The organism is Lysinibacillus sp. FSL H8-0500 (genome assembly GCF_038051955.1).
Classification (GTDB): domain Bacteria; phylum Bacillota; class Bacilli; order Bacillales_A; family Planococcaceae; genus Lysinibacillus; species Lysinibacillus macroides.
Window position 1 is genome coordinate 834124 of record NZ_CP150292.1, and the last position, 17516, is coordinate 851639.

The following is a 17516-nucleotide window of genomic DNA, read 5'->3' on the forward strand; positions in this document are numbered from 1 at the left end:
AGCGTTTTTTTGCTTTCTAAAACCGTTACACAATTGAAAAATAATAATCTCCTCTTTTGTGATAGTCTATGTATAGGCAAAAAAGTTCTGAGAGGGGTATAACAAAAGTATGAAAAAGAAATGGTTACTACCGATTTTTGCATCATTTATGCTATTTTCAACAACTCATATAGATAATGCTGAAGCAGCAACAAATGCAGACGTTACTGACACAGCTTCTAAATATTTAGGTATTCCTTATAAATATGGCGGTACAACGACAAGCGGTTTTGATTGCTCAGGCTTTACTTCTAAAGTATTTGCAGATTTAGGCATTCAATTAAACCGTACATCAGGCTCACAGTATCAACAAGGTACTGCAGTAGCAAAAAGTGATCTTCAAGTTGGGGATCTACTATTTTTCAATACAAGCGGTAGTGGGATTTCACATGTAGCTATATACATAGGTGACGGAAAAATGATCCACTCTCAAACAAATCAAGGTGTAAGTTACTCAAATGTTAATGATCCATATTATTGGGGCTCTCGTTATGTAGGTGCTAAACGTGTAGCAACATTTGATGAGCAGCAACAAGTTGAAGTAAAACAAGCAGCAATCGACTTTTCTGTCTATGCTTCTCGTGCAGAAGTAGCGGGACAAATTGCGAAAGCTTTAAACTTAGATACATCTGATACAAACACTAGCTTTGTAGATGTAAAACCAACGAACGCAAATGCAGGTGCGATTGCAGCTGTAGCGAAATTAGGTATCTTTGAAGGCGATGCAAATGGTAAGTTTAATCCGTCTTCACCAATTACACGCGCGCAAATTGCCAAAGTATTGGTACTAGCATTTGATCTTGAAAACCATGGTGAAGCAAGAACATTTAGTGATGTTCCACAAAATAACTGGGCATACGAATACGTTTCCGCTCTTGCAGCAAATGGTGTGACAACTGGTGATGAAAATGGTCACTTTGGTCTTGATGAATTACTTAAAATTGATGAGTTAAAAACATTTATTCATAGAATTCAACCATAGGCCGTTCATAGAATTTACATTTTCATAGTGTAGTAGATTGTAAGAAATGATCTTTAAATAGCGTATAATGGAAGAAGGGTTTGCAATCGCAGACTCTTCTATTTTTATGATACTATCTATTAAAAAAGGATGTGATTTGGAAAAAATACATGTAACAGTTCTATTGTATGATGTTTTATTTAGTTAATTTTGTTAAAATGGACACGTTAAGAGAACAAGAAGGGAGGAAATAAGACATTGAACATCAAAAAAATTAGTCTTATCTTGTGCGTCTTATTCATTTCAGCTTCTATGTTTACGTTACATAGTGCAAGTGTCAGCGCGAATACAAATATCAAGTTTGAAGATGTTTCTAACAATCATTCAGCCTATGAAGAAATCAATTATTTAGTAAATTTAGGTGTAATCCAAGGTTATTTTGTTAATGGTAAAAGAGTTTTTGGTCCAAATAATAATGTAACAAGAGGACAAGCAGCTAAAATGGTTGTTGTTGCCTCTGGAAATAAGCCATTGGTTGTCCATAAATCTAGCTTTTCAGATGTAACAGCAGGTACTGAAATGTCAGGTTATATAGAGCGTGCTGTACAATTAGGATTTTTTGATAAAAATGTAAAAGGTCAGTTCCTGCCAAACAAGCCTTTAACTCGTGGTGAAATGAGTTTTGTATTATCGAAAGCATTTAACTTAGATACAAGCGAGTATGAGGGTGTTGATTCACCATTTATTGATATAGGTATTACACATGAATACGTAAAATATGTGAATACAATCTATTATAATGGTATTACAAATGGTACAGGTGATAAGTATTTACCAAATGATACAGTAACACGTGCACATTTTTCGCTGTTCGTTGCACGTGCTAAAAGTGAGAAATATCGTTTAGAGTTACCTGTAAAAGGGTCATCTGTTCCTGATACATCTCAGGTAATCGGCTTAATGAAAGTAACAACAGATGGTTTAAATATTCGTAAGTCAAAGGATTCTTCATCAAATACAAATGTAGTAGGTCAAGTTAATAAAGGCGGCAAACTATCTATCTATGCCGTTGAAGGCAATTGGCTAAAGGTAACTTATAAGGGAGCATATGCTTATGTCTTTAAGCAATATGCAGAGTTTTTAGATGCAGATGGCAATGAATTAGGATCAGTTGAAAAGGAAGTTGTCACAAAAGGTGCCGTGAACTTGTATGTGAAACCAACTTCATCAGCAAAAATCATTACAACGCTTAAAGCAAATGAAAAATTACCAGTTTATAAAACGGTTGGCGGCTACTATTTAACGAAAGTAGATGGTTTACCAGGTTATATTGTAGCGAACAGCACAACAGATACAGTTGTCGAAGAAACACCTAAGCCTAATCCAACGCCGACACCAACACCACCGCCTGCAGCTTCAGGAGATGTGCTTGGAAAAGTAACAGTTGCGAATCTAAATGTTCGTAGTCAAAGCAATTCAACATCTACAGTATTATTTAAGCTAAATAAAGGGGTAACTGTTCAAGTTCATAATATTGATGGTTACTGGGCAGAAATCTCTTATAATGGTCAAACAGGCTATGTGCATAAGTCTTATCTAAAACTATTAAATCAATCAGCGAACCCATTACAAGGTCGCATTATTATTTTAGATCCAGGGCATGGTGGTAAAGATCCAGGTGCAGTATCAGGCTCTGTTTCCGAGAAGAGTATTACATTAAAAGTAGGTACACAGGTAAAGCAACTGCTAGAGAACGCTGGTGCAAAGGTGTATATGACACGTACGGGTGACACGTATCCATCCTTACAAGATCGTGTAGACTTCACACAAGCAAACTATGGTGAAATTTTCGTGAGTATCCATGTCAACTCCGCTGCCAATACGTCAGCACAGGGTACTGAAACATATTATGCAATCTCTACAGGAGATATGTATCAGGAGGACATTGATTTAGCAACTTTCATAAATAATCAAATTGTCAATAACTTAAATATGAAAAACCGTGGTGTGAAGCAAGAACAATATTACGTTATTCGTAATATGGTCATCCCATCTATTTTAGTAGAGCTTGGCTTCTTATCGAATAGCCAAGATCGCAATAAAATGACAAATGATCAATATGTTACATTATTTGCAGAATCTATTTATAATGGAATTTTGCAATACTATAAAAAGCAATAAAGCTATAGAAGAAACGATTCCATTACTATTTTTGGAATCGTTTTTTCTGTTGAAAAGTGATTAAACCTTTTGGCAAAGTAAGGAGTATGATATTCAGCATGATTCTTTCTAATTTGTATATACCCATGTTCCCTAAACATAAACAAAGACAGCCTCGTTGATGGCTTGAGGCTGCCTTCTATTTTATCTTACCGTATTAATCACTTTTATATAATCTAAACTAATATAAGCTGGTTCTGTATGAAGTTGATCAGAGATAATTTGACACCAACCATTTAAGCTTGCATCTGTCACAATAACAGGCATATTGCTTTTATTAAATGTGTAGAGAGGGCTTTGACTTGTTGATGTATCTGTACGCACGTTGAGCCCAGCAGTGGTTGTGAGAGCAATTTTATATGGGTTGTTAGCATCTTTAAAGCCTAGTGCTTTTTCAGCACGATAGTAGTGTCCAGCGATTTTAGCGCCCCAAAATGGATCAGAGGCATATTTCACATTAAAGCCCATCGCCTTCGAGCCAACAACTGCACCGTTTGTATAACGTCCACCAGGTGTAATGTAATTTGGCTGTAAGAACTTTTCAACAAGCTCATTAATATTGGCTTCCACACTATCAAACTTTTTATTGAGCGGATTTGTATCATACACATATAAACCAAATAGATTGTTTAAATTTTGAGCATGATCACTCATTCCATAGGCACTTTCATGCTGTGCAAGCGCTAAAATTAACATCGCATTAATATGAGCGTTAGCTTCCACTTCTTTTAAGATAGCACCTAAACCAATTAATTTACTTTTTGTTGTGGCATTTTTATAAATTGAAGCACCCGAGCTTTCAACTTCTGCTAATTTTTGTAGAATATATTGATCTAGTTCTTCAGCCGTATATTGTGTTTTAGCACGAGCAGGTAGGAATTGATAGTAGTTATAGGCTTCTCCTGTTGAAGAACCATTCGCATTTGTGAAGTTAATGCCATCCCAGCTAAAGTATTTTTCACCCTGCTTCATAAAGCTAGGAGCCTTCCCATACACATAGCTAGCTGAATACTTATTTGATTTGTAATCATATAAAGTATGCTTAATTTCGCCATTTTCATTTGTATAGTAAGAACGCCCTTTCATTAATGCAGAAGGGATTAAGGATACGTCTGCCTGCTTTAAATAGCCAACATGGCCTGCTAAGCGTACCTTTACTTGTGTTGCATCACTGTCTAGGTATTCCATCTCAGTATTAGCAGCAACGGCTATTTGATCCTTAATTGTTTCAGAATTTAATGCTACATAGTTATTTGTGACAACATAGCCTGAGGACATTTTAAGAATTTTGCTATCGCTTGTAATGACGAGTGAATGATTTGTTAGTGCTTTCTCTGCTGCTTCAAAGCTAGTATAGGATTGCTTATCCACTAAATTACCATTTAAAATTTCCTGAACAATGTAGGGGGTAGTTTGATTGTTATTACCTCCAGTGTTTCCATTGTTATTATCAGAGCTGTCATTGTTCCCATTATTATTGTTATTGTCGGGATAGTCAGGGTTTTGTTGAACGCTATCAGCAAGAGCGATTAAGCGGAAAATAAATGTTGATGCTTCGCCAATTGTGGCATTATCTCTTGGTAAAAACAGTCCATTTGAACTGCCTTTAATCAGCCCTAGCTGAGCACCGATAGCAACATCTTGTCGGAAATCTTTAAAAATAGTGGCATTATCTTTAAATGTAATAGAAGAACTGCCTTTTGGAATTTTTAAGTAATCAACAGCTCGAATTAACATCACAGCCATATGCTCTCTGGAAATACGAGCATTCGGCTTAAAGGAGCCATCTGTGTAGCCAGTAATAATGCCAGCAGTCGCAGCGAGTTTAATTTCGTCTGCAAATACATATGTGTTGGGGACATCTGTAAAGGTACTATTATTTTTTGTCTCCAAATTTAAAGCCTTTGCTATGTATGTAGCAAATTCACCGCGTGTCACCGTATCATTCGGACGATAGCTACCATTTTCATCTTGCAGTAAAGCTTCTTTAGCAATTAAATAACGAAGACCACTTTCATGCATATGTCCTGATAGTTCATCAGCATAGGCATTTTGGGGCTGCCACATAATTAGACTGACAAGCATCAGAAGTGATAGAAAAATTGATAGTTTTCTCATATTTTGACCCTCCTAAACTGATATTATTTTAACAAAGTTATAAAATTGGCATAAGGGTCAAATGATATGAAAAAATATAAAAAGTACCAATTTATTATAGGAAATAAGTATGGTTTTATCAAAGGCAAGAGAAAAAGCATCAAAATGGAGATGAGTTTCTTCTATTATATAGTTATTTATGTACGCTCTTGAAAAGTGAATCTCTTTTTATCGTTATTCGTATAACTAGGAAGTCATCTAAAATAGTAGGAGGGATGAGACAATGTGGGTGATAGGCATTCCTTTTTTTATCCTTGGTTTTGTGAATAAAGATTGGACATTTATTATTATTGGTATTGCATTATCAGTGGCTTTTTACGCGGGGAAGAGTAAAGGGAAAACTAAAAATAAATAGATCGCATGTGAGAAAGGACTGTTTGAAAAGATATTATCTTTCCAAACAGCCCCTTTTTTAATTAAAGCATTTCGGAAGTTGTTTTTGCTTGCATGTGTAATTGTAAGTAGTCTGGCCCACCCGCTTTAGAGTCTGTGCCTGACATATTGAAGCCACCGAATGGTTGGTAGCCTACGATGGCGCCCGTACAGCCACGGTTGAAGTACAGGTTACCCACATGGAATTCTTCACGTGCTTTTTCAAGGTTCATACGGTTTTTCGTAATGACAGCCCCTGTTAAACCATATTCTGTATCGTTGGCAATATCAATCGCATGATCGAAGTCTTTTGCTTTAGCAATCGCCACGACTGGCCCAAAGATTTCTTCCTTCATAATACGAGCTGAAGGATCTACATCTGCAAAGACGGTTGGTTGCACAAAGTAGCCCACTGAATCATCGGCTGTACCACCAGCTACTAGACGACCTTCGCCTTTCCCAATCTCGATATACTCCGTAATTTTGTTAAACGCTGCTTGGTCAATTACCGTCGCCATAAAGTTAGTAAAGTCAGTTGGGTCGCCCACTGTTAAAGTGTTTGTTAATTCAACTACACGCTCCACTACTTGGTCGTAAACATCTTCTACGATTACTACACGAGAACATGCGGAACATTTTTGGCCCGAGAAGCCAAATGCTGATTTTACAATGGATTGTGCAGCTAGCTCTAAATCAGCTTCTTTATCCACAACGATTGTATCCTTACCGCCCATTTCAGCGATGACACGTTTAATCCAAATTTGCCCTTCATTGACAATGGATGCACGTTGGTTAATGCGTAAGCCAACATCACGTGAGCCTGTGAAGCTGATAAAGCGTGTTTTTGGATGATCCACTAAATAGTCGCCCACTTCTGCACCAGAGCCTGGGACAAAGTTCACCACACCTGCTGGAAGACCAGCTTCCTCTAATACTTCGATAAATTTATACGCAACGATTGGTGTTGTCGAAGCTGGTTTTAATAACACGGTGTTGCCTGTTACTAATGCTGCAACGGTTGTACCCGCCATAATCGCAAAGGCAAAGTTCCAAGGAGAAATCACAATACCGATACCTAATGGGATATAGTCGTAACGGTTATATTCCCCTGGACGGCTTTCTACGGGCTGCCCATCTTTAATACGTAGCATTTGACGTGCATAATATTCCATAAAGTCGATCGCTTCTGCTGTATCTGCATCCGCCTCTGCCCATGGTTTGCCCGCTTCCTTTGTTAATAAAGCCGAGAATTCATGTTTACGGCGACGGACAATTGCTGCTGCCTTGAAGAGCACGTCTGCACGAATAGCTGGATCCACCTTTTTCCATGTTTTAAATGCTTGGTCTGCCTCTTGCATCGCTTTTTCAGCTAGCTCCTGGCTCGCTTTTGATACGCGACCTACGACTTCTGTTTTCTTGGCAGGGTTATACGAAACGATTTTATCCTCAGTTGTAATGCGCTCGCCACCAATAATAAGTGGGTAGTCTTGCCCTAAATATCCCTCTACTTTATTTAAAGCCTCTACATAAGCAGTATAGTTCGCCTCTTGTGTAAAATCTGTAAATGGTTCGTGTTTGTATGGAATCATGTCAATTTCCTCCAATAGATAAAAGAGTGCCAAATGATTATGCACTTCTTAAGATTTTGTTAATTATATAATGCAATATTATTTGGCATTAATCAATATAAATTTTTTAAATTTTCTCATCAGCCTTTTAGATTGGTGTTAGAATAAGCTTAGGAGCATACAGGAGGACAAAATGGATAATAGTATACTACTCAGTATTTATAGATATGTTATTGAAAAAGGTGATATGGGCATTTGTGTAGTAGATACAGATGGCAAATTGCTTATATATAATAAAAAAATGCGAGAGCTAGAAGGCGTTAATGAGGATGAATTTGAGGAGAGGCGAGCACTCGAAATTATTGATTTTGAAACAGAGAAAAGTGATATTTATAAAGTTTTAAATTCTGAAACGCCTGTGCTCAATGTAAAAAAAACGTACTGGAATAAAAAAAACCAAGAGGTAACCTACATTAGCAATATTTATCCACTGCATTATGAGGGAGTTTTAGTAGGGGCGGTGGAATTTGCCCGCGATATTACACAGCTTGAATATATGATGTACCAGCCATTAAGAAGATATGGTGCGCCACTAACCTTTGATATTATTTCGGCTGTATCAGCAGTGATGAGGGATGTTATTGAAAAGGCAAAAATTGTAGCACTTAGTAGAATGCCTGTTGTGTTAATAGGGGAGTCTGGTACGGGAATTGATATGATTGCTGAAGGTATTCACCATGATTTAAGTGTAAAAAATGATATGTTTATTGCGTTAATTTGCCGTAGGGATGAGGACACAATTTTAAAGCAGTTTGAAAAATACATTGTTGAAAAAGAAAAAATTACTTTCTTTGCTGAGCGGATCGAATATTTATCCATGGCCGCTCAAGAGAAAATTGTGGAGCTTTTCAACAACCATCCCAATCATCACCATATGCTAATTGCGAGTGTAGGCAAAGACCCTATTGATTTAATTCAAGCGCGAAAGCTATCGAAAAAATTATATCGACTATTTTCGGGTATTACGATTTATGTGCCACCGTTGCGAGAGCGAAAAGAAGATATTATGCCCTTTATTGATGACTATTTTAAACGACATCGTGATAGCTTTGGCTCCTCTATTCAAGGGTTGTCGGAGGAAGTACAAGAAATCTTTTTAGGGTATGACTGGCCAGGAAATTTAAAGGAATTAGAGGTTTTACTAGATGAAATTTCCTCACTTTTAACAAATGAAACAGTAGTTGACTCCCATATGCTACCGGCACATTTTAGATGGAAAATCCAGCATTCCTATGAAAATGGGGCAGAGGAGAAGGCTGATTTATTTATTATTAAAAATCCACACGATATTCGGCCGCTTGATGTCTACATGAAAGAGGTTGAGGAATATTATATTTCCAAGGCATTGGATTTTCATCAGGGTAATATTTCAAAAACAGCGGCTGCATTAGGAATACGACGACAAAGCTTACAGTATCGTGTTAAAAACTATAAGCTCAATAAAAAAAGCGAAAACATTGATTAACGATGTTTTCGCTTTTTTGGTGGATAGCATTATTGAACTGATGGATAGATTACCTAAAGTGGTGGATAGAATCGCTCAATAAGTGGATCGCCTGTAATTTTATTTGCTTTTTTTAGATAGACGGCCGAGAGCAAAGGCTGCAACACCTAAGCCAATTGCTGTATTTGTTTTTTTATTAAACACTTGCTTTGTGACAAGTGCTAGATTTTGAGGGCGCTCTGCTAAACGACGCATAAAGTATCCATACCAATCATTACCAAATGGTAAATATGTACAGAAATTATAGCCTTCGTGTGCAAGATCTAACTGCATATCTTTACGGAAACCATAGAGCATTTGGAATTCAAATTTATCATTGGGAATATTATGCTGTTTTACAAATTGCTTAACATGATTAATAACATTATGGTCATGTGTAGCGATGGATGTAAATTTCCCGTGCAATAAATGATATTCAATTAGTTTTAGATAATTGCGGTCGATATCAGCTTTTGATTGATAAGCTACCTCTTCAGCCTCTTTGTAGGCACCTTTTACAATGCGAAGACGGAAATCTTTGTATTTTTCAATGTTTTCGTCTGATTCAAAGAAATATGCCTGAATAACAGTACCAACATTATCGTACTCTTTGTGTAGCTTATCAAGTAAATCAAATGAGCTATGTAAACGACCATAGTTTTCCATATCAAAGTTTACAAAAATATTGTATTGATGTGCCAGTGCTACAACCTCTTTTAAGTTTTCGTAGCAAAAGTCAATATCAATATCTTGTCCTAGCTGTGAAGGCTTTAGCGAAATATGTGCATCTAATTGTTCATCATGAATTGCTTGAATCACTGCTAAAATATTATTTTTTGCTGCTGTTGCTGCAGATTTCTCAAAGACGAATTCGCCAAGGTTATCAACAGTACAAGAAATGTTTGCACGGTTTAGCTCTTTAATTGTTTGCACAACCTCTGGAATGGATGTGCCTGCTACAACGCTTTGTGCACCCATGCGTAAACCATATTTTTGGGCAGCGCTATTTAATAATTGGTTTTCTGAAAGTGCGATAAAAAAGTCACGTAATGCCATTAAAATGACCTCCAAAGTTGAAAATTTTAAATTCTTGGCGATTATAACACTTTTTTTGAAAAGTAAAACAATAAGATTTTTTTTTTAACATTTTTAGAGGTCCCTCTTAGGGGGCATGAGATAGTGTCTTTATTGGCTTTTCCAAGCTCTAAAAATACTTTAAAAATTTTTATTAAAAAAATTGGAACTTTTCAAAATAGTGATTATGCTTTATTTTAGAATGCGTAGATTTAATTTTTATGGGGAAAAGGAGGATTATATAGTTTATTTGCACTAAAACATTTTTATTAGCTAACAATCATGACTAAACAAGGGGGAAAAAATATGTCAGAAAATGTGTATCAATTACTTGCAATTATTATTTATCTTGTAGCAATGTTAGCCATTGGATGGTATTCATTTGTTAAAACATCGAATTTAACGGATTATATGCTAGGGGGACGTTCGCTGGGTCCTGCTGTAACAGCGCTTAGTGCGGGTGCCGCAGATATGTCTGGCTGGTTATTGATGGGATTACCAGGAGCCATTTATTTATCAGGGATTGTTGAGGCATGGATTGCTATTGGTTTAACAATAGGGGCTTATTTAAACTGGTTATTAGTAGCACCAAGATTACGTGTGTACACACAAGTTTCTAACGATTCAATTACAATTCCAAGTTACCTGGATAACCGTTTGCGTGATCATACAAAGCTGATCAGAATTGCATCAGGTATTATTATTTTAGTATTCTTTACGTTTTATGTATCATCAGGCATGGTAGCTGGCGGTAAGTTTTTTGATAGCTCCTTCGGCTATGATTATCATACAGGTTTATTAATTGTATCAGGTGTAGTTGTAGCCTATACATTATTTGGTGGATTTTTAGCTGTTAGTTATACAGACTTTATTCAGGGTTTAACAATGTTTGTTGCATTGATTGCCGTTCCTGTATTTGGGCTGTTCTTAACAGGTGGACTAGGAGACACGATCGATTCGATTAAAGCCGTTGATCCTGAACATTTAAACTTACTACCATCAACACTTACAGCAGCGGCGTTGATTTCTTCGGTAGCATGGGGCTTAGGCTATTTTGGACAACCACATATTATCGTGCGCTTTATGGCGATTACTTCAGTAAAGGAAACAAAACAGGCTCGACGTATCGGTATTGGCTGGATGATGTTAAGTTTATTTGGTGCTCTTGCAACTGCTTTAGTTGGTGTAGCGTATTTCCAACAAAATGGCGGAGAGCTAAAGGATGCTGAAACAGTCTTTATTGTACTTGGACAAATTTTATTCCATCCCTTCATTGCAGGTATTATGTTAGCTGCTATTTTAGCTGCTGTTATGAGTACGATTTCTTCGCAATTAATCGTAACATCTTCAGCACTTGTAGAGGATATTTACAAAGCTCTATTTAATAAAACTGCAAGTGATAAGCATTATGTGTTTGTTGGGCGTATGGCTGTATTAGTTGTATCAATTATTGCAGGAATTTTAGCATGGAATCCAGATAACTCTGTTTTAAACTTAGTAAGCTTTGCATGGGCAGGCTTCGGTGCAGCATTCGGACCAATAATTTTATTATCATTATATTGGAGAAAATTAACAAACTATGGTGCTATTAGTGGTATGATAACAGGTGCAGTGACTGCATTTATTTGGGGTAAGGTAGAAGCCCTAACTTCAGCATTATATGAAATTGTTCCTGGTTTTATCGTATGTTTACTCGTGGCAGTTGTTGTTAGTCTTATAACATATAAACGAAATCAAGATATTGAAGATGAATTTAATAGTATGGAAAAAATTCTGAAAGAAGAAAGATAGTAGCTGTTATTATTTAAATTATGTTCGATGATTGAGGTGAATAAATATGCTATGGACGCCATTATTTGAAAATGATGTACCATCCCCACTTTTCTGCTCTTAGTGGAGGAAAGGTGAGAACTTCTCTCTGTTAAGGGCTGTCATCAACCTAAATAACAGACGGAGGGAATTTAGATGAAAATTTTTCCATATATTATTGTGTTACTATCTGCAATTCTTTGGGGAACTACTGGTACAACACAAACATTTTTACAAGGAGATATTTCCCCAATTGCTGTTGCTTGTATTCGTTCAGCGATTGGTGGAGGCGCACTGCTAATTATTACATTATCGGCTCGCATGATACACTGGCAAACATGGCCATGGAAATGGAATATACTTGCGGCTATTTCCATTGCACTTTTTCAAGGCTTCTTTTTTTCATCCATACGTTACACAGGTGTCGCTATTGGCACTGTTGTTACGATTGGGAGCGCACCTGTATTTGCGGGTATCCTTGAATGGCTAATTTGGAAGGTAAAGCCGACAAAAACGTGGGTAATTTCAACTACATTTGCTATTGTTGGTTGTATTTTATTGTTTGCAGTTGGTGGTGACACAACAGTAAATAGCCTTGGTATTTTGCTTGCTCTCAGTGGTGGCTGTATGTTTGCATTGTACACAAATGTGAGCAAGCGTTTAACAGAAAAAGCAGCAACATTGCCTGCAGTAGCCATGACATTTTCATTATGTGCAGTATTACTGCTTCCATTTGCATGGCAAGATGGATTTAGCTGGATGGGAATGCCGGAAAATATTTGGTCGATGACGTATATGGGGTTAATGGCAACAAGTTTGGCATATGTGCTATTTTTAGGAGGATTGCGAGCTATTTCATCCTCAGCAGCTGTAACACTTAGCTTAGCGGAACCTTTAACAGCCGCATTACTTGGGGCATTTTTCCTTGGAGAATATTTAGCGTGGACATCATGGCTAGGTGTTGTACTGATTTTTGCAGGGATTCTAGTATTAACAATAGGAACTCGTGTAAGCAGATAACAAGTGTAATGTGCCTTTTGGGGACTGACCTCTTTATCCAAGATAGGGAACAAAAAGCATTATCTAACCAGTTGTCAGTTCTGAACTGGCGACTGGTTATTTAGTTTTGTTTGTATTCAGATAGAGTTATAATAATTTACATAGTCTTGGATAGTTTATTCTACAATGATTGTTCGTAGTACGCTTCAAATTGTTTAAGTAGAATGTTTCAGACTTTCATGTTGAATGAAATAGTGGCATTATCAGCGGGTATACCTTTAAAAGATCTGCTCTTTACGTACAAGTTGTTCCAGTCGTTGGGCTTCTCCATTTTTATATCAACACATCTATGTTTTCGCCTGTATTCACTGTCATATAGTTAATTCATTTACTACCTGTTTGATTGGTATTCCTCAGTGGTCTTCATTTTTATTTTATACAGATAACTCACTCTTGTACTCAGAGAAAAAGCACCTTCTAATTGAAGTTTAGGTTTCTAAACCCGAATTCAATCGAAGATGCTTTTTTATTTGTCTATACTCCTCTATAGCGAGAGAGTTTTTTAACTTGTTATTTTAATATGTTGGTAATAGCCTTTTTGTACTTTACTATGTGCATTTGGATGGATAAATAGCATATACTCTTGGTCTAATGATAAAGGATTTGTGGGTGTTACTATAATGGAATTCCCTGTCACTTTAGCGCTTGCTGACACTTCATTAGCCCCTAATGCTACTAGTTGAATGTGTCCCTTCGCTATTTGTGATGTTAGCAATGAAGGAATTTTTATCGTTAGCTTTTGAGTATTGGTACTATTTTTAACATTTGAGAGCTTTTTATATTTTGGATATTGCTCCTTTAGTGCATCAAAGTGTGCTTGGAAAATCGGAGCTGCTGTTGTTTGAATATTAGGCTTCACACCAACCTCATGAATAGCTTTTTGATCAGGTCCTGTAAATTTACCAACCGTTAGCTTTAAGTAGCTGCCATCCTGTAGCGTATAGAAGCCCTGCATTGCGCCTTTTCCATAAGTTGTTTCACCGTATAAAATCGCCGCTTTTTGATCCTGCAATGAAGCGGCAAGCATTTCAGAAGCACTTGCACTATAACGATTCACTAAAATACGAGTGTTGGCTGGAAACTTTGCATCTTGATGAGCAGCAGGTATGGTATAGGTACCATGCGCCTCCTCTAATAAATAGGCAACCTTAGCTGATGGGAATAAACCTGTAAGTTCCTCAGCTGTTGTGACATAGCCCCCACCATTATTTTGTAAATCGAGAATAAACGAGGTAGCACCACGCTGTTTTAGGTCCAATAGGGCTTTCTTTACAAGCTGTGCGCCATCCTCTGAAAAGGAGGCCATTGCTATATAGCCTACATTTCCAAAAAGTAACTCGGATTGTATATTTGGTAATGCAAATTTTTTACGTGTGATGGTTTTAGTGGATATTGTTTCATCATTATGCTTGAGTGTAATTTTTACTTGAGTATCTTCATTCCCTAGTAGTGAAGAAGAAGCTTCCTGTACAGAAGATCCCGCGATGGATTTTCCATTAATAGCAATAATAATATCTCCAGCTTGTACATCTGCCTCAAAGGCTCCACTGCCTTCAATAACATCTTTAATCAAAATACCATCATTATGCTCTTCGATAACAACACCAATCCCAATTGTTGCTAGGTTAATACTGTTCATATAATCTTCAAACTCTTGCTCTGTAAAATACGTGGAGTAAGGATCAAGCATATCTATGATTTCTGAGATGGATGTGGCACTCTTTAAGTCTCCATCAATGGTTCCGACATAAGTATTTTTAATAACCTCTTTAATTTCCTTAACAAGCTGTTGTTCATGACTAGCAGCATGCGTGGCAGTGATGGGGAGGAGGAAGAAGCTTAGCACAAATACAAACGACCATATTAATTTTTTCAAAGGACACCTCTTTTCTAGAAACTCAACAAAAATTATACTCGCACTAATTCGTCATCCAATAGGTATGGTTATAAATGGATGGGCCCATTTTACAAATTGAGTATCTACTTTTATTATACATGAAGCAGTGAAAATAGTGGAAAATAAATAAAGAGACGGGAACATAACTAAATGGTTTCTTCGAATAATCTCTAAATTAACAAAACATGATAAATCGAAAAACCGAACTATTCCAAAACACTTTATGAGCGTTTCATTGGATAGTTCGATTTTTTTGTTGACTGAAACACTTTTGTCCCAACCACTTTCAGGCTGATCGACTAAGTAAGGTGTTTTTTAGGCAACATTGCAACTTTAAGCTTATGAAGAATAAAGCCAAGGCATGCACCAATAATCGCTGGTAAAAGCCATCCAAGGCTTTGCTCGTATAATGGCAATATCTTTAATAGATTTTCATAAGCTACGAGCTCTATCTTCATCTCCTTTAAGCCATCATATAGACTGACAAAGAAGGTTGGGATAAGAGCTAAAATATAAACTATTTGTCCACCTTTAAAGAGCTGATCTGCTAATGATAGTATCATTAGCACTATTGCTAATGGATAAATAATAAGTAAAACAGGTAAAGAAGCACTAATAATTGTTGAAAGTCCTACATTGGTAATAGCCATACTAAAAATAGTAAAGATGATTAAAAAACTTTTATATGAAATTTTAGGAAATAGCTTATGAAAATATTGTGCATTTGCTGTCAATAAACCAACAGCCGTTGAGATGCAAGCTAGTAAAATAGTAGCAGACAAAATAAGACTTCCGAGACTACCAAAAAGTACTTCAGCTGATTTTGCAATAATATTTCCGCCATTTTCAGATGTTCCAATAGCATCAATACTTGTATTGCCAATTTGACTAAGTGAAATATAGACAAATGATAAGCCCAAAGCCGCAACAACACCTGCAAATATTGTAGTATTCACTTGTTTTTTCTTATCTGTTACCCCCATATTACGCAATGCCTGTAAAATCACGATACCGAAAACAAGTGCAGCTAGTACATCCATTGTTAAATAGCCTTGGACAAAGCCTTCAGCAAACGGAGCAGTGATATACTTGCCTACAGCTTCCCCTGGTTCCCCCATTGGAGAGATAAAGCTTTTTCCTGCTAACAATAAAATAATAAGTAGAAGCACAGGTGTTAAAATTTTGCCTATCCGATCAACTAGCTTGGAAGGATTGAAGGATAAGTAAAGGATTAGAGCAAAAAATATAACGGATGTAATGAGAAGCGGTGCCCAATGAGCAGCGATAGCCTCAGGAAGCAATGGGGCAATGCCGATTTCATAAGATACTGATCCTGTTCGTGGTATGGCAAAGAATGGTCCAATTGCTAAATAGACGATTGATGTAAATATCACACCAAAAGCAGGGCTCACACGATTCGCAAGTAGCTGTAAATCGCCACCTGCTTTGGCCACCGCTACGATCGCCAGCAGTGGTAGACCAACCCCCGTTATGAGAAATCCAATCATCGCTAGCGTAATATTGCCGCCAGCTTGTTGCCCTAATAATGGTGGAAAGATAATATTACCAGCACCCAAAAACAAGGCAAATAGTAGTAGACCTACTGCTAAATTCTCCTTGATGAAATGCAAGATGTTTTTCATAATGTTAAGACTCCTTTAAAATTGAAAAGCTAAAACTTTCAAAAAATTTTAAATACAGATGTGTATGTTATCATAGGGGCGACATTCTTGCAATGAAAAAACTATTGTAATATAGTCGGTTTTTATCGGATTTTATAAGATTACTAAAATGTTTGAAAAATAGTCAGTATTTCCGATTTCCATAAAAGAAATATCTAGTATGATAGACACACAAGAAAATATTTTAGCATGAACGGGGGCATTTTGGGTATGAAAAAAACAAAAAAGTGGAGAATTTTAGTTTTAAGTACAATTGCCACTTCATTTTTAGCAATACAAACAGCAGAAGCAGCAACATACACTGTACAAAAAGGAGATACTCTAACAAAAATCGCTCAAAAGCACCAGGTAACAATTAGCGATATTATGAAGTGGAATAATCTATCGAAGGATACGATTTATGTGGCTCAGAAGCTGGAGGTTCAAAGGCCATCAACAGATACAGGACTAAAACCTTCTAGTCCACCTGCATCTACTAAACCGACAGCTAATGCTCATACAGTCGCAAAAGGAGATACATTATCAAAAATTGCTAAGCACTATAATGTGACAATTAAGGATATTAAAGAGTGGAATAAGCTAGAGAATGACACAATCTATATTGGACAAGTGTTAAAGCTTTCTTTAACTGTAGTGATACCTGATAGAGGTGCTATACATAATGATGGAACTTCGGATACGGGTACACCATCAAAAGTAATTACAAAAGAGCCTACAGTAAGTGGACAATCTATTTATAGCAAAACAATAGAAGTAGCCAATACATTGGTAGGTACACCATACCTATATGGTGGCAATACACCTGTAGGTCTCGATTGTAGTGGCTTTATTTTCTACACTTTTAATCAAGGCGGCTTAAAAATAGGAAGAACAAGCAGCGAAGGGTATTTTAATGGCAGTACAGTACAGGTGAAAAATCCAGTACCTGGAGATTTAGTATTTTTTGAAAACACTTATAAGGAAGGCATTTCTCATATGGGTATTTATCTTGGTGATAATAAGTTTATCCATGCGGGTTCAGATGGTGTTGAAATCTCTGATGTTACGCACACATATTGGGCTTCCAAATTAGTAGCCTATAAACGTTTCGATAGCGTAAAATGATAATAGAGCGATTTCTGCTAAGACAGAAATC

General features: G+C 36.7%; 12 protein-coding genes. 7 read left to right on the plus strand and 5 right to left on the minus strand.

Annotated elements, in window-relative coordinates; translation table 11 throughout:
• Positions 1-109: 109 nt before the first annotated feature.
• Positions 110-1021, plus strand: a complete 912-nt coding sequence (locus MHB44_RS03830; protein ID WP_053993588.1) for a C40 family peptidase — start codon at positions 110-112, stop codon at positions 1019-1021.
• A 237-nt stretch (positions 1022-1258) separates the two neighbouring features.
• On the plus strand, positions 1259-3181 hold the full coding sequence (locus MHB44_RS03835) for an N-acetylmuramoyl-L-alanine amidase (protein WP_341301653.1): 1923 nt from the start codon (positions 1259-1261) through the stop codon (positions 3179-3181).
• Positions 3182-3364: 183 nt separating this feature from the next.
• Here MHB44_RS03835 and MHB44_RS03840 read toward each other — a convergent pair whose 3' ends face one another.
• Positions 3365-5338 carry an S-layer homology domain-containing protein gene (locus MHB44_RS03840; protein ID WP_341301654.1) on the minus strand — a complete coding sequence of 658 codons (1974 nt, stop codon included), beginning with the start codon at positions 5336-5338 and terminating at the stop codon, positions 3365-3367.
• A gap of 262 nt (positions 5339-5600) precedes the next feature.
• On the opposite strand from MHB44_RS03840, the gene MHB44_RS03845 reads away from it, so the two are divergent.
• Positions 5601-5732 (plus strand): hypothetical protein, encoded by a 132-nt coding sequence (locus MHB44_RS03845; protein WP_341301655.1) that lies wholly within the window; start codon positions 5601-5603, stop codon positions 5730-5732.
• Between the two features lie 61 nt (positions 5733-5793).
• Here the strand turns inward: MHB44_RS03845 and pruA are convergent, their stop codons facing one another.
• A complete protein-coding gene (pruA, locus tag MHB44_RS03850) occupies positions 5794-7338 on the minus strand; it encodes an L-glutamate gamma-semialdehyde dehydrogenase (protein WP_341301656.1) in 1545 nt (514 codons plus the stop codon).
• Positions 7339-7510: 172 nt separating this feature from the next.
• Here pruA and MHB44_RS03855 point away from each other — a divergent pair, with 172 nt between their 5' ends.
• Positions 7511-8842, plus strand: coding sequence for a helix-turn-helix domain-containing protein (locus MHB44_RS03855; protein ID WP_341301657.1), 1332 nt, complete (start codon positions 7511-7513; stop codon positions 8840-8842).
• Positions 8843-8941: 99 nt separating this feature from the next.
• On the opposite strand, the gene MHB44_RS03860 is transcribed toward MHB44_RS03855, so the two are convergent.
• Positions 8942-9916, minus strand: coding sequence for a proline dehydrogenase family protein (locus MHB44_RS03860; RefSeq protein WP_341301658.1), 975 nt, complete (start codon positions 9914-9916; stop codon positions 8942-8944).
• Positions 9917-10240: 324 nt separating this feature from the next.
• Between MHB44_RS03860 and putP the strand changes: the two genes are divergently transcribed.
• Together putP and MHB44_RS03870 are read left to right on the plus strand one after the other, a co-directional pair.
• Entirely contained in the window at positions 10241-11725 is a 1485-nt protein-coding gene (gene putP / locus MHB44_RS03865; RefSeq protein WP_341301659.1) for a sodium/proline symporter PutP, read from the plus strand.
• Between the two features lie 174 nt (positions 11726-11899).
• The gene (locus MHB44_RS03870) at positions 11900-12763 is read left to right on the plus strand and encodes an EamA family transporter (RefSeq protein ID WP_341301660.1); all 864 of its coding nucleotides are present in this window, start codon (positions 11900-11902) and stop codon (positions 12761-12763) included.
• Positions 12764-13304: 541 nt separating this feature from the next.
• Here the strand turns inward: MHB44_RS03870 and MHB44_RS03875 are convergent.
• The gene (locus tag MHB44_RS03875) at positions 13305-14678 is read right to left on the minus strand and encodes a S41 family peptidase (RefSeq protein WP_341301661.1); all 1374 of its coding nucleotides are present in this window, start codon (positions 14676-14678) and stop codon (positions 13305-13307) included.
• Positions 14679-14998: 320 nt separating this feature from the next.
• Positions 14999-16342 carry a branched-chain amino acid transport system II carrier protein gene (gene brnQ / locus MHB44_RS03880; RefSeq protein ID WP_341301662.1) on the minus strand — a complete coding sequence of 448 codons (1344 nt, stop codon included), beginning with the start codon at positions 16340-16342 and terminating at the stop codon, positions 14999-15001.
• Between the two features lie 249 nt (positions 16343-16591).
• Here brnQ and MHB44_RS03885 point away from each other — a divergent pair, with 249 nt between their 5' ends.
• On the plus strand, positions 16592-17485 hold the full coding sequence (locus tag MHB44_RS03885; RefSeq protein WP_341301663.1) for a LysM peptidoglycan-binding domain-containing protein: 894 nt from the start codon (positions 16592-16594) through the stop codon (positions 17483-17485).
• The last annotated feature ends 31 nt before the right edge of the window (positions 17486-17516 follow it).